18 protein-coding genes and 1 tRNA gene are annotated in these 26848 nt (G+C 52.3%); 14 read left to right on the top strand and 5 right to left on the bottom strand.

The genetic code is table 11. The annotated features are described in order from the left end of the window. From R2I50_RS06820 to nagB, 4 genes are all read right to left on the bottom strand, one after another. Positions 1 to 912 (bottom strand): starch-binding protein (locus R2I50_RS06820; RefSeq protein ID WP_316608411.1); only part of this gene is annotated, 912 nt, incomplete at its 3' end. 277 nt (positions 913 to 1189) lie between these two features. After that, entirely contained in the window at positions 1190 to 2536 is a 1347-nt protein-coding gene (glmM, locus tag R2I50_RS06825) for a phosphoglucosamine mutase (RefSeq protein WP_316608412.1), read from the bottom strand. 6 nt (positions 2537 to 2542) lie between these two features. Then, the gene (locus R2I50_RS06830; RefSeq protein ID WP_316608413.1) at positions 2543 to 3199 is read right to left on the bottom strand and encodes a UDP-N-acetylglucosamine pyrophosphorylase; all 657 of its coding nucleotides are present in this window, start codon (positions 3197 to 3199) and stop codon (positions 2543 to 2545) included. Next, positions 3199 to 3990, bottom strand: a complete 792-nt coding sequence (gene nagB, locus R2I50_RS06835) for a glucosamine-6-phosphate deaminase (protein ID WP_316608414.1) — start codon at positions 3988 to 3990, stop codon at positions 3199 to 3201. Before nagB ends, R2I50_RS06830 begins: the two co-directional genes overlap by 1 nt. Before the next feature lie 688 nt (positions 3991 to 4678). Here nagB and R2I50_RS06840 point away from each other — a divergent pair. From R2I50_RS06840 to R2I50_RS06865, 6 genes are all read left to right on the top strand, one after another. After that, complete coding sequence (locus R2I50_RS06840) at positions 4679 to 5470, top strand: LPXTG cell wall anchor domain-containing protein (RefSeq protein ID WP_316608415.1); 792 nt, start codon at positions 4679 to 4681, stop codon at positions 5468 to 5470. Positions 5471 to 5920: 450 nt separating this feature from the next. Next, positions 5921 to 8908, top strand: a complete 2988-nt coding sequence (locus R2I50_RS06845; RefSeq protein WP_316608416.1) for a transglutaminase domain-containing protein — start codon at positions 5921 to 5923, stop codon at positions 8906 to 8908. A gap of 31 nt (positions 8909 to 8939) precedes the next feature. Beyond that, complete coding sequence (locus tag R2I50_RS06850) at positions 8940 to 10364, top strand: MBOAT family protein (protein WP_316608417.1); 1425 nt, start codon at positions 8940 to 8942, stop codon at positions 10362 to 10364. 14 nt (positions 10365 to 10378) lie between these two features. Next, on the top strand, positions 10379 to 11800 hold the full coding sequence (locus tag R2I50_RS06855) for a hypothetical protein (protein ID WP_316608418.1): 1422 nt from the start codon (positions 10379 to 10381) through the stop codon (positions 11798 to 11800). A 23-nt stretch (positions 11801 to 11823) separates the two neighbouring features. Continuing rightward, on the top strand, positions 11824 to 12855 hold the full coding sequence (locus R2I50_RS06860; protein WP_316608419.1) for a ubiquitin-like domain-containing protein: 1032 nt from the start codon (positions 11824 to 11826) through the stop codon (positions 12853 to 12855). Positions 12856 to 12993: 138 nt separating this feature from the next. Continuing rightward, entirely contained in the window at positions 12994 to 14613 is a 1620-nt protein-coding gene (locus tag R2I50_RS06865; RefSeq protein ID WP_316608420.1) for an alpha-amylase family glycosyl hydrolase, read from the top strand. A gap of 77 nt (positions 14614 to 14690) precedes the next feature. Here R2I50_RS06865 and R2I50_RS06870 read toward each other — a convergent pair whose 3' ends face one another. Beyond that, a complete protein-coding gene (locus R2I50_RS06870) occupies positions 14691 to 17153 on the bottom strand; it encodes a hypothetical protein (RefSeq protein ID WP_316608421.1) in 2463 nt (820 codons plus the stop codon). Between the two features lie 218 nt (positions 17154 to 17371). Between R2I50_RS06870 and R2I50_RS06875 the strand changes: the two genes are divergently transcribed. The 8 genes from R2I50_RS06875 to R2I50_RS06910 all read left to right on the top strand — a co-directional run bounded on the left by R2I50_RS06875 (position 17372) and on the right by R2I50_RS06910 (position 26798). Beyond that, the gene (locus tag R2I50_RS06875; RefSeq protein ID WP_316608422.1) at positions 17372 to 18319 is read left to right on the top strand and encodes an SPFH domain-containing protein; all 948 of its coding nucleotides are present in this window, start codon (positions 17372 to 17374) and stop codon (positions 18317 to 18319) included. A 110-nt stretch (positions 18320 to 18429) separates the two neighbouring features. After that, positions 18430 to 19758 (top strand): carbohydrate-binding domain-containing protein, encoded by a 1329-nt coding sequence (locus R2I50_RS06880; protein ID WP_316608423.1) that lies wholly within the window; start codon positions 18430 to 18432, stop codon positions 19756 to 19758. 469 nt (positions 19759 to 20227) lie between these two features. Beyond that, complete coding sequence (locus tag R2I50_RS06885; RefSeq protein ID WP_316608424.1) at positions 20228 to 21508, top strand: O-acetylhomoserine aminocarboxypropyltransferase/cysteine synthase family protein; 1281 nt, start codon at positions 20228 to 20230, stop codon at positions 21506 to 21508. 126 nt (positions 21509 to 21634) lie between these two features. Next, a complete protein-coding gene (locus tag R2I50_RS06890; RefSeq protein WP_316608425.1) occupies positions 21635 to 22549 on the top strand; it encodes an XdhC family protein in 915 nt (304 codons plus the stop codon). A 99-nt stretch (positions 22550 to 22648) separates the two neighbouring features. Next, on the top strand, positions 22649 to 23527 hold the full coding sequence (gene metF / locus R2I50_RS06895; RefSeq protein WP_316608426.1) for a methylenetetrahydrofolate reductase [NAD(P)H]: 879 nt from the start codon (positions 22649 to 22651) through the stop codon (positions 23525 to 23527). After that, complete coding sequence (locus R2I50_RS06900) at positions 23524 to 24183, top strand: vitamin B12 dependent-methionine synthase activation domain-containing protein (RefSeq protein ID WP_316608427.1); 660 nt, start codon at positions 23524 to 23526, stop codon at positions 24181 to 24183. The genes metF and R2I50_RS06900 overlap by 4 nt, the downstream gene beginning before the upstream one ends. An 8-nt stretch (positions 24184 to 24191) precedes the next feature. Then, the gene (locus R2I50_RS06905; RefSeq protein ID WP_316608428.1) at positions 24192 to 26591 is read left to right on the top strand and encodes a homocysteine S-methyltransferase family protein; all 2400 of its coding nucleotides are present in this window, start codon (positions 24192 to 24194) and stop codon (positions 26589 to 26591) included. 130 nt (positions 26592 to 26721) lie between these two features. Further along, positions 26722 to 26798: transfer RNA gene (locus R2I50_RS06910), tRNA-Arg, on the top strand. The last annotated feature ends 50 nt before the right edge of the window (positions 26799 to 26848 follow it).

Below are 26848 nucleotides of genomic sequence, written 5' to 3' on the forward strand. Positions count from 1 at the left end.
CTCGCTGCCGTTGTTCCAGTAATAGACATGTACGTCGCCCCAGCCGAGTGCGTCGGTGAATTTCACGGTAATATCCTCAGCGGGAACGGTGGTAGGCTCAACTACGGTAGTGGGTTCTACAACAGTGGTGGGTTCTTTGACTTCAGTGGGCGTTTCTGTAGCAGCAGCCTCAGATTTCCACTGAACCAGATAGTTACCGGAGCTGTCCTTCTCAGGAAGAATCAGCAGCGTATCGCCGACCTTAGTCTTTGTGTCGACGGTTTGCGCAAGCTTATTATCCCAGTCGGGAGGGGTGATATCGAAGTTTGCAAAGAGAATGTTATCCCTTGCGGAAACATACCCGAATTTTTGCACAGTACTCCAAGTGCCTTCTTCGTTGTCGTTCCATGTCCAAGCGTACCAAGTGCTTCCGGGAGCATCGGTTAATACTTGAGAGAAATCGACGTAAATGTACGAAGCAGCAGGGGATTCTGTCACGGGGGCTGCTGTGGGTGTTTCGGTAACCGCTTCAGTCGGGGCAACATAAGTTGTAACATCGACTTTGAAGTTGTTACCTTCTTTTTCGCCGGTTGTGTACCACTGAGCGTTGTCAGTGATGCCGGTCTTGATGTCTACGGTCTGGTTGCCGTTGCTGTTGAAGATCACGCCTTCAACGTTAGCGGGGATGACAGCCTTGTAGACCTGCTGGTTGAAATCGTTGACTTCAACCTTTTCCATTGCGTTACCGGGCCATGAAGGTCCGTCGTTCCAGTAATAGACATTCGCGGATCCCCAGTTCAGGGCGTCGGTGAAGTAGACCGTGATGGTATCAGCGCCGACTTCGGCACGTTCTACAGGCGCCGCATAGACGGGGACGGCAAATGAAAATAACAGGGCAAACGCAAGGAACAATGCCAGTACTTTCTTTGTCATCAAAAAACTCCTTTTCTTTATATTTATCGGAAGATACTTCCTGACCATATCATTGTATCATATTATTAAAAATTATAATGTATTTGGAGAATTATTAGGTTGTTTTTGCTATTATTTTGCATAAAAATTTAATAGCCGCAAATACATTGAGCTACTGTGATAAAGACCGTCGATATCATGTAACGCGAGGAGTTTTGTAAACAGTATGTAGATGGAAGGGATGGGAATAAAAAAAGGTCCTGTGCCGAAGTACAGGACCTTTGAAAAAAAGTATTGATTAAGCGATATGCCCCTTCGCCTTGATGACGTCGATGACCTGATCGACATACTTCTCACAGATCTCATCGGAGCCCGCCTCGACCATGACGCGGATAACAGGCTCGGTACCGCTCTCTCGAACGAGGATACGGCCGTCCTCGCCGAGTTCCTCGGCGACCTTCGCGACAGCTGCCTGTACGTCGGGATCGTTCTGAGCCTCGGGCTTACTCTTCACGCGGACGTTCTTGAGCACCTGCGGATAGAAGACGCAGGGAGCCGCGAGCTCGCTCATGGGCTTTTCCTTTGCCAGCATGACTTCCATCATCTTGAGGGAGGTCAGGATGCCGTCGCCGGTAGTGGCGTACTTGCTGAAAATGATGTGACCGCTCTGCTCGCCGCCGATACGGTTACCGGTCTGAACCATGTTCTCATAGACATACTTATCGCCGACAGCGGTCTTCTCATACTCGATGCCGACCTTGTCGAGCGCCTTGTACAGTCCGAAGTTACTCATGATCGTGGTGACGACCTTATTGTTGAGCAGCTTGCCGCGCTCCTTCATATACAGACCGTAGATATAGAGAATGTGGTCGCCGGTGACGACGTTGCCCTTCTCGTCTACACACAGACAGCGGTCAGCGTCGCCGTCGTATGCAAAACCGATATCCAGCCCCTTCTCGACTACAAACTTCTGTAAATGCTCGATGTGAGTGGAGCCGCAGTCGGTGTTGATGTTATAGCCGTCGGGAGCGTCGTTTATGACATAAGTCTTGGCGCCCAGCGCATTGAACACGCCCTTCGCGATCTGCCACGAAGCACCGTTCGCGCAGTCCAGACCGACCTTTACGCCCTTGAAGCTGTATTTGCTCATGGAGATCAGGTAGCCGATGTAACGGTTTCTGCCCTCGACGTAGTCGACGGTTCTGCCGATGCTTTCACGCTCGGCAACAGGGATATCGATCTTGCCGTCGATATACTCCTCGACCTTCAGGAGGGTCTCTTCCTCCATCTTCTCGCCGTTGCCGTTGAGCACCTTGATACCGTTGTCATAGAACGGGTTATGAGAAGCGGAGATCATGATACCGCAGTCAAAATCATCGATACGGGTGATGTACGCAACGGAGGGAGTGGTGGTGACGTGCATGATGTAGGCGTCGGCACCGCTCGCCATAAGACCGGTACAGAGCGCATACTCGAACATATAGGAGGAACGGCGGGTGTCCTTACCGATCAGAACCTTTGCCTTCTTGCCCTGATTCGCGCCGTAATACCAGCCGAGGAAACGACCGATCTTGATCGCGTGATCGAAGGTCAAATCCTTGTTCGCCTCACCGCGGAATCCGTCGGTACCAAAATACTTACCCATGTTGAATTACCTCTTTTCTACAATTTCACCGCTGTTTTTATAGATGCAGTTCTCCGGGACAACGCCGCGCACACAGGAGGTGGGGTAGACGTTGGAATGTCTGCCGATAACGGTGCCGGGGTTGCAGACCGCATTGCAGCCGACCTCGACATAGTCGCCCAGCATCGCGCCGAACTTCTTGAGTCCGGTCTCGATCTTCTCGGTGCCGTTGTGTACGACGACAAGCTGCTTGTCGGATTTTACGTTAGAGGTGATGGAGCCGGCTCCCATGTGGGAGAAATAACCGAGGATCGAATCACCTACGTAGTTGTAATGAGGGGTCTGAACGTGATCGAAGAGGATGACGTTCTTGAGCTCGGCGGAGTTGCCGACGACGCAGTCCGCGCCGACCAGCGCCGAACCGCGGATGAACGCGCACTGACGAACCTCGGTGTTCGGACCGATGATGCAGGGTGCGCCCAGATAAGCGGAGTCAAAGACCTTGGCGGTCTTGTGAACCCACACCTGAGGAGCGCGCTCCTCGTAGTCATCGCCCAGGGTCTCGCCCAGCGCGATAATCATATCCTTGATGCCCTTCAGTGCTTCCCACGGATAGGTAAACTGCTGAAGGTAATCCTTCGCAAGGGTATGATCGAGATCATAAAGATCGTTGATGGTGTACATTAAATTCTCTCCTTCTTCTCGATATCGAGGAAGTATTTGTAGGTGTCGACGGTCAGCTCACCGCATGCAGCCTCATCACAGGCGATGATCGCGCCGTTGTGCATCTGCAGAGCGGAGCAGGTCCACTTGTGGCTGACGGAGCCCTCTACGGTCTCGGCGAGCGCACGAGCCTTGTTGTGGCCGTTGATCAGGATCAGGACTTCCTTGGAGTCGGTAACGGTGCCGACGCCGACGGACAGCGCCTGAGAGGGAACTGCCTCGGGATCGTTGCCGAAGAAACGGGAGTTGACGATACGGGTGTCGGTGGTCAGGTTGCGGACGCCGGTGCGGGAGCAAAGGCTGGTGAACGGCTCGTTGAACGCGATATGACCGTCAACGCCGATGCCGCCCATGAACAGGTCGATGCCGCCGTAGGACTTGATCTTCTCCTCATATCTTGCACACTCGCCCTCGGGATCATCGGTCATGCCGTTGAGGATGTTGATGTTCTCGGGCTTCATGTCTACCAGATGATTGAAGAAGTTGTCGTGCATGAAGTACCAGTAGCTCTGGTCATGCTCGTGGGGCAGACCCAGATATTCGTCCATGTTGAAGGTGACGACGTTCGCGAAAGATACTTCGCCCGCCTTGTTCATGCGCGCGAGCTCCTTGTAAACGCCGATGGGGGAGGAACCGGTCGGCAGACCGAGGATAAAGGGTCTGTCTTCCTTATGGTTATTGATCTTGGCAGCGATGTAGTTTGCGGCCCACTTACACATATTATCGTAATTTTCCTGAATAACAACTCTCATGGTATATACCTCCGTAAAAGTATTATAATAGTAGTGAATAATTTTTTATTGTTGGTAATAAAAGACGCTCTGTTACAGTGTTGATTCTGCTTTTTATCATCTTTCTTACGACGTACCGGCGCGCTGATTATTTATATTAACATACCTTCCGAGTAATGCTTTTCTTATTTCTTTTTCAGAAAAATACGCGCTCGCCGTGGCAGCATCCGCCGAATCTTTCGATAACCGCCAAACCTCGTCAACCAATTACGGTCCCGGCGCTAACTAACCTGATTATCCTCCTTCCGTCAGGCAGTTTTATGTTTTAGAGATAAATAACCCTAAAACGCTTGAATTATACTATATATAGTATAAAAAGTCAAGCGGATTATCAACTCACACGAACAGCTCAAAAGAGCGTGCTACAGTAAAACATCATGAACGAAACGGCGCTCAGGTGTGAGAAATGACCTTTAGGATAAATTGCGGTAAGTTATGATGAAGTGATAATGAGCAAAATGGTAAAAGGAGTAATTCAAATGTGAATAAGCTTTGTACAATTGTAAACAATTTGTAGCGTTTTTACGAATCTATTGAATTCTCAGGTAAAATGATGTATAATTCGGCTGTATCAAACGGGTTCGTCCTGTTTGATTTTGCTTTATGACGATGTTTATATTGATGTGATGATTATGAAAGGAGCTGCGATATGAACAAGCGTATCGTTTCCGTGATATTTTGCGTATTACTCGTTGTCACTTTTGCGCTGACTGCGGTCTCCGTGTCTGCAGAGCAGCATACGTCTACCGTACTGTATGTGACTACCGAAACGACCGAGGCCAAGCCCGGTGATATTATTGACTTTACTGTTGTGATGGGCCCTGTCTCGGAGCTCGGCACGATCCAGATGACCCTGACGATTCCTGAGGGACTGAGCTATGTCGAAGGCTCGGGCAAGGTCACCGATGGCACGATGAAGCAGATGGGCTTCGATTCCTTCGACTGGACGGAGGAAACCTTGATGATCAACGGCGTTGCGTCCGCCGCAAACTACGAGAGCGACAGTGATACGCCGTTGGGATCATTCAAATGCAAGGTGAACGAGGGTTTTGAGGGTACCGCGTCCGTACAGCTGGGTAATCTTGAGTTTGCCGACTGTCAAACTTGGGATATGATCACAGACCGCTTCAGCGTAGCGGCGTCCGTTGTTACTGTGAGCGGTACACCCGCAGAGACTGAGACCTCAGTTACCGAATCTGCCGAGACTGTTGCGACTGAGACTTCTGTGACAGAAGCTCCGGCGACCGAAGCGTCTGACGCGACTGTGACGGCGACTCAGCCTGCTTCCGCTGCTGTGACACAAGCGCCCACCTCCGCTCAGAAGAACCCTTCTCCCAAGACCGGCGAGAGTAGTGTGCTCTTTATCGGTGTTGCGATGATCGCGCTGGCTATGCTCGGCGCAGGGGTGACCTTCATCGGCAAGAAGAAAAAGAACGGATAAAAAACAGACGATATGACGGCGACGGAGCTTTCCGCCGCCGTTCTTAACTTTATAAGAAATTGCTTCTTTCTTAATATAAAATGAAAAATTATTTATGCCCGCTAAGTTTTCTACTACATAATAACGTGTGTTGGTTGCGAGAAATGCACGTAAAGGGCGTTATCTTGTCGGTATCCGCTCATTTCTTTACAACAGTTTAAATCTTGAAATATTCGCACGATTGTATCGGACGCCTTTGGCTTGGACGTTCTATTTCTATGTCAGAAAGAAAAACTGCCGTATGATATAGTGGTTTTCTTTGTGTTTCTTTACAAATTATGACAAATATTGATTAGAGTCTTGCAAAATCTCCGCTTTTCCTCTATAATATACTAGTTTAGTGTTATCCTGTCGTAAAATGCTCATTTTCAACGGCATATCGACAGAAGTTGTTCATTAGGAGGAAGCTATATGCTTAAAAGAAGCTTATCGCTGATGATCGCGGTCATTATGATCGTTTCCGTCTTTGCGGTGCTGCCGATAACTGCCGGCGCCGAGGAAAGGGTGGACGGCGGCTCTGTTGAGCTTGCCCCTGTTGCCGCAGAGGAGCAGGAGGGACTGAGTTTCACTGCCGCTGAGGAAGAGCCTGCCGCTGTTGCGGCTGACGCTGTTGCCTTACAGGATTATCCCGTGATCAGCAAGATCGAGAACGCGAATGACGGCGCACATATCAGCTGGCATACCTATAACGGTAATCGCTATTATCGCGTCTACTATCTCAGCGAGAATGGTTGGGTCAGGCTTGCTACCGTAAACGGTAACAGCTACACCGACAAGACCGTTTCCGTCGGTCAGACCCGTGTCTATACCCTTCGCTGCGTGAATAACGCAGAGGGAAAGAGCTTTACCTCGGGCTTCAGTGCCGAAGGCTGGAGCAACACCTACTACGCTTTCCCGGTCATTGATTCGCTGACAAATACCGTTGACGGCGTTCACCTCAAATGGACGTTAGCCGAGGACGCTCAGCTGTACCGCTTGTACCGTAAGGTTCCGGGCGGCGGATGGGTTCGTATCGCTCAGCTTGCCGAGGGCGAGTACACCGATACAACCGTCGTGTCGGGCACTGCCTACACATATACCCTGCGTATGATTTACACAGAGGATGAGAGCTTCATGAGCGGCCATAACGGCGGTAAGTCCGTTACCTACGTTTCCGCACCCGTAATCACCGGTGTTGATAACGGCGATCACGGCGCTGTTATCCGTTGGAACGCCTGCAAGGGCGCAGCTGCTTATCGTGTTTATTATCAGAACGGTGAGAACTGGGTCAGACTCGGACAGACTTCCGCGACCTCCTTTACCGATACTACCGCTAAGCATAACGAGCCGCGCGTATATACTGTACGATGTGTGAACAAGGACGGCGCTTTTGTCAGCGATTTTTACCGTGATAACGAGCCGCATACCTATATCCATTTTACCGCTCCCGTGATCGATTCGCTGGAGAGCACCGTCGATGGCGTTTTGATCAAGTGGACGCGCGCTGAGGGTGCAGAGGATTACCGCGTCTACCGTAAAGCGGCCGGCGATAAATCATGGTTACGTCTGACTCAGACCGCGCAGAGTGATTACCTGGATACCACTGCCGCTTCCGGCGTTACCTATACCTATACACTTCGCATGATTTCCGCTGATGGCGAGCGTTTTATGAGCGATTTTAACGGCGGTAAATCCATAGTTTGCGTTGCGCCTCCTCGTATCACCGGCTTTGAGAATACCAAGACCGGTGTGAAGATCACGTGGACAAAAACATCCGGCGCTGCCGCTTATCGTGTATTTGTCAGCAAGAACAATGCATGGGCGAAGCTGACAGACGTCAAGACTAATATCGCCATCGATACCGAGGTAAATAACGAAGAGAGCCGTACCTATACTGTTCGAGCACTTGATAAGAAAGGCATGTATTGCAGTGATTATCTCAGCAAAGGATGGCAGAATACCTACTATGCGGCTCCCGAAATCAAGTCGATCGAGAAATTCGACGACGGCGTAAGGCTCACATGGGATCGTCCTGAGGGCGCTGAGGATTACCGCGTTTACCGCAAAACAGCGGGAAAGTCTTGGACGAGACTCGGACAGGTAGACGGAAGCGACTTCACCGATACGACCGCCCTAAGCGGCGTCAATTACACCTACACCATTCGCATGATTCGCGCCGATAAGGAGGAGTTTATGAGCGACTTCCTCGACGGCAAGAGCATCACTTTCTGCGATACGCCGAAGCTCAGTTCTTTGACAAATGGCGCAGAAGGCGTCAAGCTCACATGGAACAAGGTAGAGCATGCTGATCATTACGGAGTTCTGTATATGAAGGAAGGCCTGTGGACGAAGCTCGCTGATGTGAAGGCTGTTGAGTATAACGATACCTCTGTCGAGGATGGTGAGAGCCGCGTTTACTCTGTACGCTGCTATGACAGTGCAAACAACGCGATGAGCGATTTTAACCGCTGCGGTACCAGTATCACCTTCTTCGCTCCCCCTGTGATTACCTCCGTCGAAAAGACGGATGATGGTTATAATAAGATAACGTGGGAAGAGAAGCAGGGCGTAGCCGGTTATCGCTTGTACCGTAAAAGTCCCGGCGGCTCTTGGGCAAGGCTGTTTGATTCTATTTCAGACAACAGTTATACGGATGAGTCCTCCGACGCTTCCCGAATTTATACCTACACCCTCCGTTATACAGATGCAGAGGGCAATTTGATCAGCGATTATATCGCCGACACCAAGTACTATGTTGATGGTGTTGTCGCCGACGGAGATTTGACCGAGGACGGTAACGCTTATCATTTTGACAGCGGTATATTGCTGTCAGGCTTCCGTACCGTTAAAGGTAAGAAGTATTATTACGGCAAAGGCGGTGCTGTCGTCAAAAACAACATAGTCGGCAGCGATCAAGAGGGCTGGTATTACGCGGATAGTAAAGGCGTCTGCTGTGAATCTGAGGAGATCCGCCTTGCTGCGCAGTTTATGGCAAAGTATTGTAAGGGAAACACCCTGCAGGAAAAAATGAAGAACGGCTTTATGTACATGGCGAACAACATTCCGTACAAGCGTTATTATGACCCGCCCAAGAAGGCGGCGGATATCCCGCATCTTGCGATCGAGTGCTTTAAAAATCGCAACGCCAACTGCTATCGTTACGCTGCTGCGTTCTGCTGTATGGCGCGTATGGCGGGCTACCGTGCCCGCATGGCTGTCGGTATCACCGGTAGCGCTCCTCACGGTTGGACGGAGGTTTATGTCAACGGCAGATGGCTGATCTGTGACGTTGACGCAAACCTGCCGCAGTATCACAGCGGCAACTGGGGCGCTTACATGATGACCTCCCACTTCTGGCCGCTGAGCAAGTACTTCACCGCCGAGCTGACCATCAGCGACGGTAAGGCTACCTGGAAGTAAATTGTTTAAAATCTGAGAAAGGCTGCTATTTATGGTATTTAGCTCCCTGACATTTCTATGCATATTCCTGCCGGCGGTATTCATCATTTATTCGCTGGTTCCCAACCTGAGATTTCGCAACGCGCTGTTGATCATCGCGAGTCTGGTGTTTTACGCCTACGGCGAGCCTGTCTATGTGCTGTTGATGATCTTCAGCTCTGTGCTCAACTATATCTGTGCGCTGTTTGTGCGGACGGGACGCGGGAAGAACAAGGCTGTGCTGATCATCGCGGTGGTGATCAACCTCGCCATCCTCGGCGTGTTCAAATACACCGGCTTCCTCGTCGGCACCGTCAACAACCTGTTTTCGCTGTCGATCCCCGTACCGGAGATCGCCTTACCTGTGGGTATCTCTTTCTTCACCTTCCAGGCGCTGTCCTACGTCATCGACGTCTACCGCGGTGATGCAAAGGTTCAGAAGAATTATTTCAGCGTATTGTTGTACATCACCTTCTTCCCGCAGTTGATCGCGGGACCCATCGTCAAGTACCGCGACATCGACGAGCAGATCATGAACCGCTCCCAGAGTATCGAGAAGATCGCCCGCGGACTCAGGCGCTTCATCTGCGGTCTCGGTAAGAAGGTGCTGATCGCAAATACGATGGGGCAGACAGCTGACATCATCTTCAACTCCGACGTCAGTGCCTTATCGCTCCCCGCTGCTTGGCTGGGTGCGATCGCGTATCTCTTCCAGATCTACTACGATTTCTGCGGCTACTCCGATATGGCGATCGGCCTCGGATTGATGTTCGGCTTCGAGTTCAAGGAGAACTTCATGTATCCCTACGGTGCCGTGAGCATCCAGGACTTCTGGCGCAGATGGCATATCTCGCTGTCGACGTGGTTCAAGGAGTACCTCTACATCCCTCTCGGCGGCAACCGCAAGGGTAAGGCGCGCACCTACCTTAATAAGATGATCGTATTCTTCTGTACGGGTCTTTGGCACGGTGCGAGCTGGACGTTCGTACTCTGGGGCGTCTATCACGGCTTGTTCCTACTTCTCGAAGGCGCTGTCCCGGCGATTAAGAAGCTCCCGCGCGTCATTGCGCATATCTATACGCTGCTGGTCGTGACGGTCGGCTTTGTGCTGTTCCGTGCCGATACCATCGGTCAGGGCATCACCGTGATCGGCAAGATGTTCGCGGGCTTCAGCTTTACCGACAGCTCGCTGAGCCTCGCGCTGACTCAGCTGACCCCGTGGTTCATCCTCATGCTTGTCGCCGCGATCATCGGTTGCGCGCCGATCAGACCGCTTGCCGATAAACTCCGCGCTAACCTCTACGGCGAAGCTGAGCTGTCTACAGGCATGAAGGTCGTACAGATCACGCTGTACGCGCTTGCGTTCGTGCTCCTGTTCTGGTGCATGATCCGCCTCTCCGCAACCTCCTACAACCCGTTCATTTACTTTAGATTTTAGAAAGGCGGCATGATATGAAGAAGATTTTATTGCTGTTTTTCGTAGCTTTGTGCATGGTGTTGTGCGTGATACCCTCGCTCGGGATGACGCTCTTTCCCACCAACGAGCGTATCGGTAATGAGCCTGAGACCCCTCTCCCTTCGGTAAAGACCGAGGAAGGCGGTTTCAACAGCGCTTTTCTGCCGGAGCTCGGCACATATTTTGAGAAGCATTTCGCTTTCCGCCCACAGTCGATCGACGCCGACGCACGGGTGCAGTCGGGTCTGTTCAAGACCTCCAACCTTGATACCGTTACCGTCGGCGATAATGGCTGGCTGTACTATTCCTCCACCCTCGACGATTACCTCGGCAGAAACACGCTCAGTACCCGCGAGATCAACGGCATTGTCCATAACTTGAAGTTGGTGCAGGAGTATGTCGAGTCGCAGGGCTCGAAGTTCCTCTTCACCGTAGCGCCGAATAAAAACACCCTCTATCCCGAGAACATGCCTTATTATCTGAGAAAGCTTGCGTCCGATGAGCATAACCGCGATAAGCTGCATGAAGCGATCACCGACAGCGGATTGAATTACCTCGACCTCTTCTCGCTGTTCAAGGCGCAGGATGAGGTGCTGTATCTTAAACAGGATTCCCACTGGAACAACAAAGGCGCTTTGATGGCGTATAACGCCATGCTTGACGCGCTCGGTAAGCCTCATAACGATTACAGTACCGCCGATGTGAAGCGGGTAAAGGATTTCAACGGCGATCTTGCTAAGATGCTCTACCCCGCCTCCGATGTAAAGGAATTCAACTATACCTATGATATCGCCCCGACTTACTCTTATGCCACACCCACTAAGTCTGTCGAGGACGCGAATATCAAGACCGAGAACCCCGCGGCGACCGGTTCTCTCTATATGTACCGCGACTCGTTCGGTAACGCGCTGCTGCCGTACTTCGCGAACGCCTACGGTAACGCCCATTTCACTAAGGCGAAGCCAATCAACCTCGCTCTCGATAACATGAAAGGTCTCGCCGATACGGTGATCTTTGAAATCGTCGAGCGAAATATCTCGTGGTTTTTAGAGAGTCCTCCCGTTATCGCTTCTCCTCAGCGTGTGCTGAACGTCGGTGAGACGAAGGAAGGCAAGGCAAAGGTCTCCGGCGAGGTGCTCAAGGCGAATACCATGTATCTTTCTCTGAATGCTGTTCTCGATGGCAGCCTGCTTTTCGATGACTCTGTCGTATATCTGCGTGTAAACGCCGACGGAAAGACTGCCGACTTTGAGGCGTACACGGGTCTGAGCGGGGAAGAGGGAGACAGCTTCGTCGTGTATATCCCCGCCTCCGATTACGCGGGCAAGCCGCTCGAGGTCGACGTGATCGTCGGCTCCGAAGGCAGTTTTACCAAGGTTTATCATACTTCGGTTGATAATATAGATCCTGTAATATAAACATCATGGAAGGAGAAACCATTATGCAGAAAACATTTGCGAAGATCACCGCTGTTCTGATGGCGGTATGCATGCTCGCCGGTATGTTGGTCGCGTGCGGCGGTCAGGAGGTCTCGCTCGAGATCAACGACATGGGCAACAAGACTGCGATCACCACCTCTACCGCCAAGACCGTCAAGCAGGCGATCGCCGACGCTGAGATCACTCTCGGTGAGAAGGATGAGACCGAGCCCGCGCTCGACACCAAGATCACCGCGGATCTGAAAGAGATTATTGTCAAGCGTTACGCTAAGGTTACTGTAGTTATCGGCAATGAGAAGAAGGAAGTCGAGCTGGTCGGCGGTACCGTTGAGGACGCGATCAAGAAGTCCGGCATCAAGCTCGAAGAGGGCATGACTCCTGACGTTCCGGCTACCGATTACGTTAAGGACGGCATGACTGTCACCCTCACCAAGGGCATGAAAGTCAGCCTCACCGTTGACGGCAAGACCACTGAAATCTATACCAAGGCGGCTACTGTTGCGGATTTCATTAAGGAACAGAAGATCACTCTCGGCGAGAATGATGAATTGAGCGCGAAGAAGGATGCAAAGATCACCGACGGTATGAAACTGAGCGTACTCCGCGTCGAGTATAAGGAAGAGAAGAAAACCGAGAAGATCGCTTTCGAGACTGAGGAGACCTACAGCGATTCCCTCTCCGAGGGCGAGAGTCAGGTCACCCAGGACGGTGTTGACGGCGAGAAGGAAGTCACCTATAAGGTCAAATACGTCAACGGTAAGGAAAAGAGTCGTGAGGCGATCAACGAGAAGGTCACCAAGAAAGCCGTCAACAAGATCGTAACCTACGGCACTGCTTCCTCCGGAAACGATTCCGGCAGTGATTCCGGTAGTTCCGGCAGTTCGGGCGGCAGCTCAGGCGGCGGTGATTCCGGCTCTTCGGGCGGCGGCAGAACCATCGTGTCTACCGTAGATTATCCTGACTGTGACGGTTCCGGTCACGGGTACAGAGAGATCACCTACTCCGACGGTACTGTTGAGTATCAGGATTATTAATGTATAGATGAAGCTAAGGCTGTCGTTCACGCGGCAGCCTTTTTCATGTTTCCGAACGATAATTTGATTGACATTTTGTATTTCACTTGATATGATTGACGTATAATAAGTCTATGATACGGAAAGGTGAGAATAATGATGAAAAGAACGATCAGCGTTATCCTTTTGCTCTGCGTGCTCCTCTCCTGCGCGGCGATCAGCGGATTCTCTGCCGCGGCTGCGGACGGGACAGCGGATTACGGCTTGCCTCAGAACTGCAAGGACGGCAATATCCTACACTGTTTTGACTGGACACTTAGCCAGATCAAGCAGGAGCTGCCGAACATCGCCGAAGCCGGATTTACCTCTGTACAGACTTCTCCGCTGCAGGCGCACAACGGAAACGCCAAGTGGTACTGGCTGTATCAGCCGAACGGCTTCACGATCGGTAACGAGCTTGGCTCCTATGACGACCTGAAAGCTCTGTGCGCAGAGGCGGACAAGTACGGTATCAAGATCATCGTCGACGTTGTCGCAAACCATGTCGCAGGCAGCAACTCCGGTACGTGGGCGAGCAGCGTAGAGAGCAGCCTTAGAAAGACGGAATACTTCCATAACTTAGGACCTAAGACGAACGATAATGATCGTTTTGAGGTCACCCATAAGAATATCGGTATGCCTGATCTTAACAGCGAGCACATCGACGTGCAGAATATGGTCTACGCGATGTTGGAACGTTACAAGGCGGCAGGCGTAGACGGAATTCGCTGGGACGCCGCCAAGCATATCTCTCTGCCCTCGGAGGACTGTGCCTTTTGGTCTAAAATGGCGCAGATTGATCTGTTTCAGTACGGTGAGATCCTGAATAATCCCGCGGGCAGCAGCACTTCCGTCAATAATGCGCTGATGACGGAGTATGCGCAGTATATAGGCGTGACGGATTCGGTTTACAGCACAGACCTGTTCAACGCAGTAAAATCCGGCACATCGCTGAAGAGTCAGGGTAACTGGAATAAGTACGGTGTTGCCGCCGACAGGATCGTCTACTGGGGAGAGAGCCACGATACCTTCGCTAATAACGCCAATGAAGGCGGCTTCACCAAGAATGTTGACCAGAATATAGTCGATAAGGTATATGCCGTTCTCGGCTCCAGAGCAGGTTCGCAGGCGCTGTACTTCTCCAGGCCCCCTCAGAAGAATAAGGAATCCATCACCTACGGGACGAAGGGCAGTACGCACTTTACCTCCAAGGAGATCGCGGCTGTCAATCGCTTTCATAACGCGATGATCGGGACAGAAGAGAAATATATCTATAACGGCGGCTGTTATTCCGTTCTGCGTTCACGCGGCGCCGTGCTTGTTTCGAAAAGCTCCGATCTTGATGTGTCGGTGAATAACTCTAATTCACTCGTGCCGGCGGGCACCTATATCGACGAGGTGACGGGTAACACCTTTACCGTTACCGATACTAAAATTAAGGGTCATATCGGTACGACCGGAATAGCGGTTATCTACACCGATGAGCCCGTTGTAGATCCCACCGAGTCTGATGTGCGTCTTTTGGGCGACGCCGACGGCAGTGGAGAAGTCGACGCGATTGACGTAGCCGTTATTATGCGCTTTGATGCACAGATCCCCGTCAGTATCGATGTCGATTCTATTATGAACGGCGATGTCAATAATGATAAAGAGACGGATGTAATCGACGCGACGCTGATTCAGCGTTATATTCTTACGATGCCTACCGACTACGGTATCGGTATGCCGATTATCGGGTAACATAGGATAACATCAATTTTTACTGATTTACAGAAAAACTCCGCACACTTCAATGGTGTACGGAGTTTTTAACGTTATTACGGTTTTACATACTGTACCGTTGATCCTGCGTGGACATAGTCGCTGATAAGCTTGCCCGCACTGTTCATACAACGGACGGTGTATGTGTATGTTTTGCCGTTTTGAACATTAGGATCGATGTATTCGGGGGCTTCGGTCTCACCGATGCGTCCCCACTGACCCTTGTCGTTTTTGCGGTAGACGCGGTATTTCGCGGCGCCTTCGATGGGGGTGAAGCTCAACTTTATTCCGCCGTCAGTGCTCTCTGCGGCGCTGATCTCGGGGGTTGTTACTCCCGCGTAGGTGTGAGTCCAGCCTGTCTTGTTATGGTAGCTGATGAAGTTTCCCTTGGCGTTCGCACAGCGGATGGTGAAGGTCATGGTCTTGTTGAACTCAACGTCGGGGTATAGGTACTCGGTACCGCTGACTTCGGCGAAGCGCTTCCAGTCGTTGCCCTGTTTATAATACAGTCGATAAGCGGCAACTCCCTCGATGGGCGCCCAGCTTAGTCGAACGCCCTCCGGCTCGTCGGTGATCGCAGAATATGCGGGGGTTTGTACGCCGTTGTAGGTCGCCTTCCAGCCGTCGCGGTTAAAGCCGCTGACGAACTCGCCCTTGTCGTTCAGACATCTGAGAGTATAGATGACGCTTGTGCCGATCGGTACGCTCTCGTCAAGATACTCGGTATCGGAGAGGGTAGCGATGCGCGTCCAGCCCTTTGCAGACTTGTGGTACAGCGCGTACTGATCCGCTCCGGCGTCAGCCTGCCATGTCAGCCTGATACCGCTCGCCTCACTGTTGATCGAGGTGATCTGAGGCGTAGGCGTACCGGTGTAGGTATGTACCCAGCCGTCATGGTTGAAATCGCTGATGAAGTCACCCTCACTGTCAAGGCATCTGAGTGTATAGGTATATTTTGCACCCATCTTCACGCCTGTCTGGACGAAGGAGGTCTGATCGGTCTCGATCATCTTTGCCCAGCCATTGGACAGCTTGAGGTAAGCGCGGTACTTAGCGGCGCCCTCTACGGGCTCCCATTGCAGCAGTACGCCGTTCGAGGTATCGTTAATGACGCTGAACTGCGGAGTCGGTAGGATGGAGTGCTGATGCTTCCAGCCGGTGTGGTTGAAGTCGCTGATGAAGTCGCCGTCGTTGTCGACGCAGCGAATAGTGTAGGTGTAAATCGAGCCGTTCTCGGCGGTTTTATCGGTGAAGGAGGTCGAGGCGGTCTCGCCGAGACGCGTCCAGCCGCTCTCACTCTTCTTATATACGCGGTACTTGTCCGCACCGCTGACCGCGTTCCAGCTCAGCCTTACGCCGTCGCCGGTGCTCTTTGTCTTTGATATCTCGGGGGTGCTGACGGTCTTCGGAAGCTTGAAGGAGAAGATACGGTAGCCGGTGGAGGTACGCTTCTTCGAGTCCTTGAACTCGTGGATTACGGTATCCTTCTCCATGCCCTCGGGAGCGCTGTACTGCACCGCATAGTAGGTGGACTGCGCGTCGACCTTCTTTCCGATGGACTTGAAGTAGCTGTGATCGACCTGCGCCGTGCCGTCCTTCCAAAGCTCGGAGTCGGAGGGTGCGTTGTCGGTTCTCAGACAGCCTCTGCCGTTTTTATCCAGCACGATGGTACCGGTTCTGCTGTCCCATACGCCCTCTGCCGTAGGATTATCCAGCGCCGCCTGAGCCTTTGCCTTGTCGGTGAAAACACAGTATTTTGCACCGAACTGACCGCCGTTGTTGGTCGAGGTGGGATTGACCTGCAGCTCGATCCTGTTGGGCTGGGTACATTTCGCGACCCAGCAGCCGAGCCATGTACCTGCCGCATGGATAGTGGTCATGTTGTTGTTCTTACCGGATGAATGCCAGTATCGGTCATGGGAGGGATTGTTTCCGTAGAAGATACAGTGGTGATTATCGCCGCTGCCGTAAATCCAGAAGATATCGCCCTTCTCCAGAACGCCGGACTTCATCATCTCTTCTTTCGTGCGGAAGTAGATACGATAGATGCCCAGCCGGTTCCATGTGGGGGTGACGTTGCCCATGACGGGGATAGAGTTGATTTGAGCGCGGGAGGCTCCCGAGAGCACTGCCGCTTTGTACTGCATGTGCCAGACAAAGCCCGTGCAGTTCATGCCCTCTACGCCGTAGCGATCCAGTGAGCCGTAGGTGTTGAAGCGGTCGCCGTGAGGGTTGCGGTGATCGTAGCCGACGTAGGGAGTGCCGAGGTAATAGTCCTTGTTGGCGCTGTCGTGGTCGTGGTCGTCCATCCATTTTTGATAGACGTTATAATCGATACCGTACGCCTCGAGGAAGGTGCGGTATCCCGCGACGCTGCCGCCGCCGTAGTTGGTTCCGTTCCAGGAGCTTGCCGCCTCGGTCTCGACGGTGGTACCCATATCGGGCACCGCTACGAAAACGGTAGTCAGCATGACTGCCGCGGCAATTACGGAAAGGAGCCTTTTGAAAAGCTGTTTCATAATACACCTCTTATTAGTTGTTGATTCCAAACACAGTCATTCTACCACAAGATTTTGCGATTTACAATGTTTTTCGCAATTTTCGTCAATATATAGTATAAGGCGGGTTTTGCAATCGCTAATTGGACACTTTGCACAGAGAAATCTTGAGACGCAGCATTGAATCCCGTTGTGAAATGTGGTACGATTGGTACATAACGAATATTAGGAGTGAGATGATGGGTGTATTCAAGGCGCTTTCCGGTTCTTTCGGCGGCGTAATGGCTGACCAGTGGCTTGAGGTCTATACCTGTGACAGCTTCCCCGAGGATATTTTGGCGCAAAGGGTGATGAAAAAGACGGGCGAACGCTCTTCCAACACCGAGGGCGATCCCGATGTAGTGTCCGACGGCTCTCTTGTGATCGTGAACGCGGGTCAGTGCGCTCTGCTGATCGATAGGGGACAGGTGGTTGATTACTGCGCTTCTCCCGGTACCTACGAGTTTCACAGCGAGCGCAGCGGGAGTCTGTTCTCCAAGGGAGGATTGAAAAGCGTCTTTAAGCAGAGCTTCGACCGCTTCGGCTACGGCGGTGTAGCGGCAGTATATCAGGTCGTGATCTTTCTTGATACCCGCGAGCATATGGCGAATCCCTTCTATCTCAACCGCGCTGTCAATATCCGTGACAGAGGTAATAATATGCGCTTCGACGCGCAGGTGCAGATCAGCGGTATGTTCTCCTTTCGTATCACCGATCCACCCGTATTCTATAAGAATGTATGCAGTAACAACACCGGTACCGTCTATAAGCACGAGGTATTCAATCAGCTGACCACGGAGCTCGAGATGCAGCTTTCGATGGCAATCTCAGAAATCATGTCTGTCGAAGGCGTGACTCCGACGGAGCTTTCCTACGGTCTTGACGAGGTCCTCGAACGCGCGACGGCCGTCATCACCGAAAAATGGACGGCGCAGAGGGGGATCGGGATCGTATCGCTCGCAGCCGATACCTCTTGCCTGATTCCGAAGGATCTGAAGATGCTGCAGAGTACAGAGTGGGCAAAAGCGCTCACCGACCCGAAGCTCGCAGCGGGTATGTTCATAGGCGCTCAAGGTAAAGCGATGCGCGACGCAGCGAGGAATGCGGGAAAGGTCAAGGTCACATGGGGATTCACTCCGAATCGGTAATATGAAGATTTTCACATATTTTTCACATACACGTCAATTATCCCTCATATTGACAGGTTAAGATGTGGCTGTAAACAAAAAACAGCACATGCTTGATTGGAGGAAATAATATGAAAAAGAGATTATTCATCATCCTGTTATCCGCGATTATGGTCACTTCTCTCGCAGCTTGCCAGAAGAATGAGCAGCAGACCGAAACTACTGCAACCGCAGCGGCGACTGCCGATGATTCCGAAACCGCTCACTTCGTCGCTCCGGTAGTTGCAACGAACTCTCAGGGCGATCTCCCCGGCCTTCCCGATACAGGAGAGGTCATCGCCAAAGCGAATGTTACCTCGAACGGTGCAATCGACGCGAGCGGAATCTTCACCGATAGAGATCTTAAACAGAGTGTCGATACCGAGGGCGCTGTCGCTTATACCCTTTCCGATAACAGCAATATCACCATCAACGCAGAGGGAGTCTACATCATCAGCGGTTCGGCTTCCGACGCTTCGATCATCGTAGAAGCAGGCGATTCCGACAAGGTACAGATTGTGTTGAACGGCGTTTCGATCAATAATACGAGTGCTCCCGCGATCTACGTCAAGAGTGCGGATAAGGTATTTGTCACCACCGTTTCGGGCACCGAAAGCACCCTGAACGCTACCGGTACTTTCTCGGCAGACGGGGAGACCAATACCGACGCGGTCATCTTCTCTAAGGATGATCTGGTTTTGAACGGTCTGGGTACGCTGAACATCAACTCCACCGATAACGGCGTTTCCTGTAAGGATGATCTCAAGATCACCGGCGGCACAATCAACATCAACGCGACCTCCGACGCAATCGAGGCAAACGACTCCATCGCAATTGACGACGGTACGATCAACCTCGACAGCAGCAAGGACGGTCTCCACGCCGAGAACGATGAGGATAACTCCACGGGCTATATCTACATCTGCGGCGGTACCTTCAGTATCAATGCCGCAAGCGACGGTATCCAGGCGACTACGGTCGCTCAGATCGACGGCGGCACCATCAATATCACCGCTTCCGAAGGCATCGAAGGCACCTTCGTCCAGATCAATGGCGGCAGCGTGAACGTCAACGCTTCCGACGACGGCATCAACGGCTCGAATAAATCGAGCGCTTATACACCGACCATCGAGATCAACGGCGGCGACGTGACCGTCAACATGGGTCAGGGCGATACCGACGCGCTCGATGTAAACGGCAACCTCTACATCAACGGCGGTAATATCAATATCACCGCACAGTCGCCCTTCGATTATGACGGCGAAGGTAAGCTGAACGGCGGTACCGTTACCGTCAACGGCAGTCAGGTGACCCAGCTGACCAACCAGATGATGGGCGGCGGTATGGGAGGTATGAGAGGCGGCATGGGCGGCTTCGGTCAGAACGGCGGCATGAACCAAATGCCCGGCGGCGGTTTCTGATACCACATCATCAATACGATCAGCTCCCCGGATCACTCCGGGGAGTTTTTTGCTGAAAGCGATATTGCAGTCACCCTATCCGTAATGAGCATTGAAAAGTCAGGATTCAGAATTTTGTACTTCATTATTTTATTTACCCCTTGACAAAGTGAGGAAAAGGTGGTATTATAACACCAACCTACTTGGTAGGTGGATTAAATAATTATGAGGTATATGATGAAAATTCACTTTGAAAAGCTTCTGCGTGCGAACTTCCGCTTCGGACGAATGTAATACTCCTTCTGAACGATTTTTATGACTAACAGTCAAGCAATGCCCGTTCCGGGCTGCGGTAATCTCAACACTATCAAACTGTCATTGCGAAGCCTGTCAAGGCTGTGGCAATCTCAACACTATCAAACTGTCATTGCGAAGCCTGTCAAGGCTGTGGCAATCTCAACCTAATTAACTTTCAGAAAGAGGTATTATCATGAGTAATTATAAATTCGAAACTTTACAGTTACATGTCGGTCAGGAGCAGCCCGATCCCGCTTCCGATGCGCGTGCCGTTCCGATCTATGCGACCACTTCTTATGTATTCCACAATTCTCAGCATGCTGCCGACCGCTTCGGACTTGCTGACGCAGGCAATATCTACGGCAGATTGACCAACTCTACACAGGGCGTCTTTGAGGAGCGTATCGCCGCTCTGGAGGGTGGCGTGGCGGCTTTGGCAGTTGCCTCGGGCGCTGCTGCGATCACTTATACAATCGAAGCTTTGGCTCAAAAGGGCGAGCATATCGTTGCCCAGAAAACGATCTACGGCGGTTCGTATAATCTTCTTGCACATACTCTTCCGCAGTATGGTATCGATACTACCTTCGTTGACGCACATGATCTTACACAGCTCGAGAACGCCATCAAGCCGAACACCAAGGCGGTCTATCTCGAGACTTTAGGCAATCCGAACTCCGATATTCCCGATATCGACGCGATTGCTGAGATCGCCCACAGGCACGGACTCCCGCTGGTCATCGACAATACCTTCGGCACGCCTTATCTGATTCGTCCCATTGAACACGGTGCGGACATCGTTGTCCATTCTGCGACCAAGTTCATCGGCGGTCACGGCACCACCCTCGGCGGCGTGATCGTAGACAGCGGCAACTTTGATTGGAAAGCGAGCGGCAGATATCCGAACATCGCCGATCCCAACCCGAGCTACCACGGGATCTCCTTCGCCGACGCGGTAGGCCCGGCGGCGTTCGTCACCTATATCCGCGCGATCCTTCTGCGCGATACCGGCGCTGCGATCTCTCCGTTCGCTGCGTTCCTGCTCCTTCAGGGTACCGAGACGCTTTCTCTGCGATTAGAGCGCCATGCCGAGAATACGAAGAAGGTCGTCGAGTACCTGAGCAATCATCCGAAGGTCGCGAAGGTCAACCACCCTTCGCTGCCCGATCATCCTGACCATAAGCTGTATGAGAAGTATTTCCCGAACGGCGGCGCGTCGATCTTTACCTTTGATATCAAGGGCGGGAAGGATGAAGCCTTCGCCTTCATCGACAGCCTCGAGATCTTCTCTCTGCTTGCGAATGTCGCCGACGTCAAGTCGCTCGTCATTCATCCCGCGACCACGACCCACAGCCAGCTCACCGACGCGGAGCTTGCCGATCAGGGTATCTCGCAGTCGACGATTCGCCTCTCGATCGGCACGGAGCATATCGACGATATCATCGCCGACCTCGAAAAGGGCTTCGCCGCTGTATAAACCGAAATCCGCTGTTTTGCCGAAACTATTTTCCGAAGAGCCTTGGTACATCCGAGGCTCTTTCTTTGAGTACACACTTGATTTTACCGTGAATTGGTGTACAATAGCAGTAGTGAGGTGTCGTTCATGGATAGTAATACCGTTAAGATCATTTTGGAAACCTTAGATAGGGGAGAGAGCGCCTCTCTGACTCTCTCTGCCGACGGTACAACCTATACCCGCCGCTTTATCCCGGGCGATCGTCTGATCCTGCTCGGCGGCGGTCATGTATCGCTGGATGTATATCATATGGCTTTTATGCTTGGCTTTGATGTGGTTGCGGTCGATGACCGTCCCGAGTTTTGTAATAAGCAGCGATTTCCGAAAGCACAGGTGCTCTGCGATTCCTTTGAGAACGCCATAAGGAAGCTTCATATCTCTGCTCGTGATTACGTCTGTGTGCTGACCCGCGGTCACCGATGGGATCGTCAGTGTATAACTGCGATTTTATCAGGCGAAATGCCGTATTATCTCGGGATGATCAGTTCCCGCCGCCGTGCCGACGGCTTGCGGGAATTACTTGTTGAGGAAGGCTATGATTCTGCAAAAATAAGCCGTATCCATGCTCCGATCGGACTCAATATCGGTGCGATGACTACGATGGAGATCGCTCTCTCTATCTGTGCCGAGATGATTGCCGAGAAGAGGAAGATCAAGACGTCTCCTATAGAAAATGAATTGATACAAAATAATGTCAACATAAAGATGCTTCGTTACCTCGCGGAGTCTGACGAGTCCCGCGCATTGATTACCGTACTCAGCTCCACCGGCTCGACGCCCGTCAAGAGCGGCAGTATGATGGCGGTGAACAGACTGGGCAAGGGCTACGGTACCGTCGGCGGCGGCTGCGGAGAGGCGGCGGCGATCGCAAAGGCGAGGCAGATCATCGGTACAGGCAGCTCTACGGTCTATGAAGTCGAGATGACCGATGACGTCGCTGCCGAAGACGGTATGGTCTGCGGCGGGGTTATGTCCTTTTTGATCGAAGATATCACCGATTAGCTTAAAATATTATTATGCTATTGCTTTAAAGTGATAAAAGTGCTATAATAACTATTCAAGCTTAAATCCGAACACAACTATTATGATTCAGGTGAAGTTATGAAGATCATCAAAATACTAAATAACGATCATTGTTCCCTTTCCTTCGAGGTGTTCCCGCCCAAGGTCTCGACCTCCTTCGAGCAGGTGAAGCCCGCGATCGAGAAGATCGCGAAGCTCCGCCCGTCCTTTATGAGCGTTACCTACGGAGCAGGCGGCGGTACCGGTAGATATACGCTCGATATCGCTGAGGATATCCGCAACCGCTACGGCGTGCCGACAATGGCACACCTGACCTGCGTTTCCTCTACGAAGGAGACCGTCGCCGGGAAAATCAGAGAGCTAAAGGCGGCAGGTATCCAGAACGTGATGGCGCTGCGCGGCGATCTGACTCCCGATATGAAGCTGAGCGATTCCGACTCCTGGGATTACCGCCACGCGATCGACCTCGTCCGCGAGCTGCGTGAGAGCGGCGCAGACTTCTGCATCGGCTGCGCGTGTTATCCCGAGGTGCATCCCGAGAGCGCCAACCAAACCGAGGATATCAAGTATCTGAAAGAGAAGGTCGACGCGGGCTGTGACTTCATCACGACCCAGATGTTTTTTGACAATAACCTTTTGTATAATTTCCTGTACAAGATCCGTGAGGCGGGCATCACCGTGCCGGTCGTGCCGGGCATCATGCCGATCACGCGCGCCGTTCAGCTCGAGCGCGCCTTAAAGCTCTCCGGCTCCTTCATGCCCCAGCGCTTTAAGGCGATCGTAGATCGATTCGGTCATGATGATTTTGCTATGACCCAGGCGGGTATCGCTTACGCGACCGACCAGATCATCGACCTGTACGCCAACGGCATCCGCAATGTCCATCTCTATACGATGAACAAGCCCGAGGTCGCCCGCGCAATTCAGAATAATCTGAGCAGTATTATCGGCAAATGATCGAATTAAGGCACTTTGAACCTCCCGCATGGAACGTGCGGGAGATCATGCGTTACGCGCGTATCTGCGGCGCGGATGACAGCTATCGCGAGCTGCTCGACGAGTGTATGCGTGAGGCGGAGCCTGCGCTTTCCTATCGTGTATGTTATTCGATACTCCGTGTTGAGCATAACAGGGATAACCTGCATTTCGGCAATATCGTTACCGCGTCACAGACGATCTCTAAGGCAATTCGAAACGCCGATGAAGTCGTCCTCTTCGCAGCGACGGTCGGCGTTCCCTTTGACATGCTGATTCGTAAGTACAGCGCCCTGTCACCCGCAAAGGCGCTGATTCTTCAAGCGATCGGAGCAGAGAGGGTAGAGAGCCTCTGCGACGCTTTTTGTACAGAGATCAACAGTACTTTATCAGAGAACGGAAAACGCCTGACGCCCCGCGTCAGCCCCGGCTACGGCGATATTCCGATGACGATGCAAAGGGAGATCTTCGCCTTGCTCGATTGTCCGCGCAAGATCGGCTTGACCTTGGACGAGAGCCTCTTGATGTCGCCGTCGAAGTCCGTCACCGCACTGTGCGGCGTGATCGACTGTGACGATGAGGCGGAGAAACGCTCCTGTGATAACTGCTCAAAAACCGACTGTGAATACAGAATTTAGGTGAAAGAATGGATTTCAGAGAATATTTACAACATCATATCGTGATCCTCGACGGCGGTATGGGTACGCTCCTGCAGGTGCGCGGCTTACAGCCGGGAGAAGCGCCCGAGAGCTGGAACATGACCCATCCCGATGACGTCGCTGCGATCCATCAGGCATATTTTGACAGCGGATCAAACGTCGTCAATACCAATACCTTCGGCGCGAATCTCCTGCATTTTTCCGCTGAGGAGCTCGATACCGTTGTCCGTTCGGCTGTGGAGAACGCACGGACGGCACAGAATAACAGCAAGGCGGATTCTGAAAAATTCGTCGCGCTGGATATCGGACCCTGCGGACGACTCTTGAAGCCGATGGGCGATCTTGATTTTGAAGAAGCGGTCGGTATCTTCGCTGAGACCGTGAAGCTCGGCGTGAAGTACGGCGTCGACCTTATCATGATCGAGACCATGAACGACAGTTACGAGACCAAGGCGGCGCTGCTTGCCGCGAAGGAGAACAGCGATCTGCCGGTTTTGGTCAGCAACGCCTACAGCGAGAACGGCAAGCTGATGACCGGCGCGTCACCCGCGGCGATGGTCGCCATGCTTGAGAGTATGGGCGCCGACGCGATCGGCGTGAACTGCTCCTTCGGTCCCGATAAGCTTGCACCCATCGTGCGCGAGTATCTGCGCTATGCCTCCGTTCCCGTGCTGTTGAAGCCCAACGCGGGTTTACCCCACAGTGACTGCGGCTGTACCGTCTATGATATCGATGAGGCGCTTTTTTCGGATATCACCGCGGGACTGGTAGGAGAAGGCGTGCGTATAGCGGGCGGCTGCTGCGGTACAACGCCCGATTATATCAAAGCATTGACTGATAAAATCTGCGTGGCTGTCCCGAACACTGAACCTAAGAACGATACTGTCATTTCATCCTATACCAACGCTGTATTCTTCGACAGAGATCCCGTCCTGATCGGCGAGCGCATCAACCCGACCGGTAAAAAGAGGCTGAAGGAAGCCCTTCGCAACAATGAGCTCGATTATATTCTCAACGAGGGCTTGAAGCAGCAGAACGCGGGCGCTCAGGTGCTGGACGTCAATGTCGGACTCCCCGAGATCGATGAGCCCGCGATGCTCGAAAAGGTCGTCTGTGAGCTGCAGGCGATCATCGACCTGCCCCTGCAGATCGATACTTCCGATCCCGTCGCGATGGAACGCGCCCTGCGCCGGTATAACGGCAAGCCGCTGATCAACTCTGTCAACGGCAAGCAGGAGAGCATGGACGCCATCTTCCCGCTGATGAAAAAGTACGGCGGTGTTGCGGTCGCTTTGACTCTTGACGAGAATGGCATCCCCGATACGGTAGAGGGGAGAGTCGCGATCGCGAAAAGGATCATCGACACTGCCGCTTCCTATGGGATTGATAAAAAGAATCTGATCTTTGATACGCTGGCGATGGCTGTCAGCGCCGATAAAAACGCCGCTCAGCTCACGCTCGGCTCGTTGCGTGTGATCCGTTACGACCTCGGCGTGCATACCTCGCTGGGTGTGTCCAATATCTCGTTCGGACTGCCTCAGCGCGATATCGTTAACGCGGCGTTCTTCGCTCTCGCTTTGGAGAACGGACTCTCCGCCGCGATCATGAACCCCTTCTCCGCCGAGATGATGAAGACCTACTTTGCGTTCCGTGTGTTGAAAGGTCTCGATGAGAACTGCGTTGATTACATCGCCTTTGCCGATACCGTAGAGAGCAATACCACCCTGATCGCGGCATCCGCGAAAAGTACCGACGTAGACGTCGATACCCTCGACCGCGCGATCGTCAAGGGACTTAAGGAGAAGGCGGCTCGCCTCTGTGTTGAGCTTCTTAAGGACAATGAACCTCTCACTGTTGTGCAGGAGCATATCATCCCTGCCCTCGACACCGTCGGTAAGGATTACGAGCAGGGGAGAGTCTATCTCCCCGGATTGCTCATGAGCGCGGAAGCGGCTAAATCCGCCTTTGAGGAGATCAAGTCCCGCATGACCTCCGGCAACAGCAGCGATAAGTGCAGCTTTGTGATCGCGACCGTCAAGGGAGATATCCATGATATCGGAAAGAATATTGTGAAACTTCTTTTAGAGAATTATGGTTTTGCTGTCAGCGATCTCGGCAAGGACGTCGCTCCCGAGGTAATCGCGGACGAAACCGTTCGCCTGCATGCTCCTCTGGTAGGACTATCCGCCTTGATGACTACTACCGTTCCCGCAATGGAAGAGACTATCAAGCTGTTGCGTGAGAAAGCTCCGTGGGCAAAGGTCGTAGTCGGCGGCGCGGTGATGACCGCCGAGTATGCCGCCTCGATCGGTGCGGACAGCTACGCGAAGGACGCAATGGATACAGTCCGTTACGCAGAAACGGTCAACGCACAGCTTGAACGATGATACAGAAGAGTAACGCCATCGAGTCATATCGGCTTGATGACGTTTTTCTGACTATTTCTGTGAAAAGGCTTGACAAAATCCCTGGATTCTTATATAATAACTTAGCTGACCAAAAATGGTTTGCCGTTTTGCGCCAATAGCTCAGTTGGATAGAGCAACTGCCTTCTAAGCAGTAGGTCAGGGGTTCGAATCCCTTTTGGCGCGCCAAATATGGTGGATATAGCTTAGTTGGTTAAAGCGCCAGATTGTGGCTCTGG

It is taken from the genome of uncultured Ruminococcus sp., assembly GCA_902785355.1.
Taxonomy (GTDB): domain Bacteria; phylum Bacillota; class Clostridia; order Oscillospirales; family Acutalibacteraceae; genus Ruminococcoides.

Bases quoted from the DNA above. Each gene is read 5' to 3' on its own strand.
- glmM (WP_316608412.1), bottom strand. From the start codon at position 2,536: ATGGGTAAGTATTTTGGTACCGACGGATTCCGCGGTGAGGCGAACAAG.
- R2I50_RS06830 (WP_316608413.1), bottom strand. From the start codon at position 3,199: ATGTACACCATCAACGATCTTTATGATCTCGATCATACCCTTGCGAAG.
- nagB (WP_316608414.1), bottom strand. From the start codon at position 3,990: ATGAGAGTTGTTATTCAGGAAAATTACGATAATATGTGTAAGTGGGCC.
- R2I50_RS06840 (WP_316608415.1), top strand. From the start codon at position 4,679: ATGAACAAGCGTATCGTTTCCGTGATATTTTGCGTATTACTCGTTGTC.
- R2I50_RS06845 (WP_316608416.1), top strand. From the start codon at position 5,921: ATGCTTAAAAGAAGCTTATCGCTGATGATCGCGGTCATTATGATCGTT.
- R2I50_RS06850 (WP_316608417.1), top strand. From the start codon at position 8,940: ATGGTATTTAGCTCCCTGACATTTCTATGCATATTCCTGCCGGCGGTA.
- R2I50_RS06855 (WP_316608418.1), top strand. From the start codon at position 10,379: ATGAAGAAGATTTTATTGCTGTTTTTCGTAGCTTTGTGCATGGTGTTG.
- R2I50_RS06860 (WP_316608419.1), top strand. From the start codon at position 11,824: ATGCAGAAAACATTTGCGAAGATCACCGCTGTTCTGATGGCGGTATGC.
- R2I50_RS06865 (WP_316608420.1), top strand. From the start codon at position 12,994: ATGAAAAGAACGATCAGCGTTATCCTTTTGCTCTGCGTGCTCCTCTCC.
- R2I50_RS06870 (WP_316608421.1), bottom strand. From the start codon at position 17,153: ATGAAACAGCTTTTCAAAAGGCTCCTTTCCGTAATTGCCGCGGCAGTC.
- R2I50_RS06875 (WP_316608422.1), top strand. From the start codon at position 17,372: ATGGGTGTATTCAAGGCGCTTTCCGGTTCTTTCGGCGGCGTAATGGCT.
- R2I50_RS06880 (WP_316608423.1), top strand. From the start codon at position 18,430: ATGAAAAAGAGATTATTCATCATCCTGTTATCCGCGATTATGGTCACT.
- R2I50_RS06885 (WP_316608424.1), top strand. From the start codon at position 20,228: ATGAGTAATTATAAATTCGAAACTTTACAGTTACATGTCGGTCAGGAG.
- R2I50_RS06890 (WP_316608425.1), top strand. From the start codon at position 21,635: ATGGATAGTAATACCGTTAAGATCATTTTGGAAACCTTAGATAGGGGA.
- metF (WP_316608426.1), top strand. From the start codon at position 22,649: ATGAAGATCATCAAAATACTAAATAACGATCATTGTTCCCTTTCCTTC.
- R2I50_RS06900 (WP_316608427.1), top strand. From the start codon at position 23,524: ATGATCGAATTAAGGCACTTTGAACCTCCCGCATGGAACGTGCGGGAG.
- R2I50_RS06905 (WP_316608428.1), top strand. From the start codon at position 24,192: ATGGATTTCAGAGAATATTTACAACATCATATCGTGATCCTCGACGGC.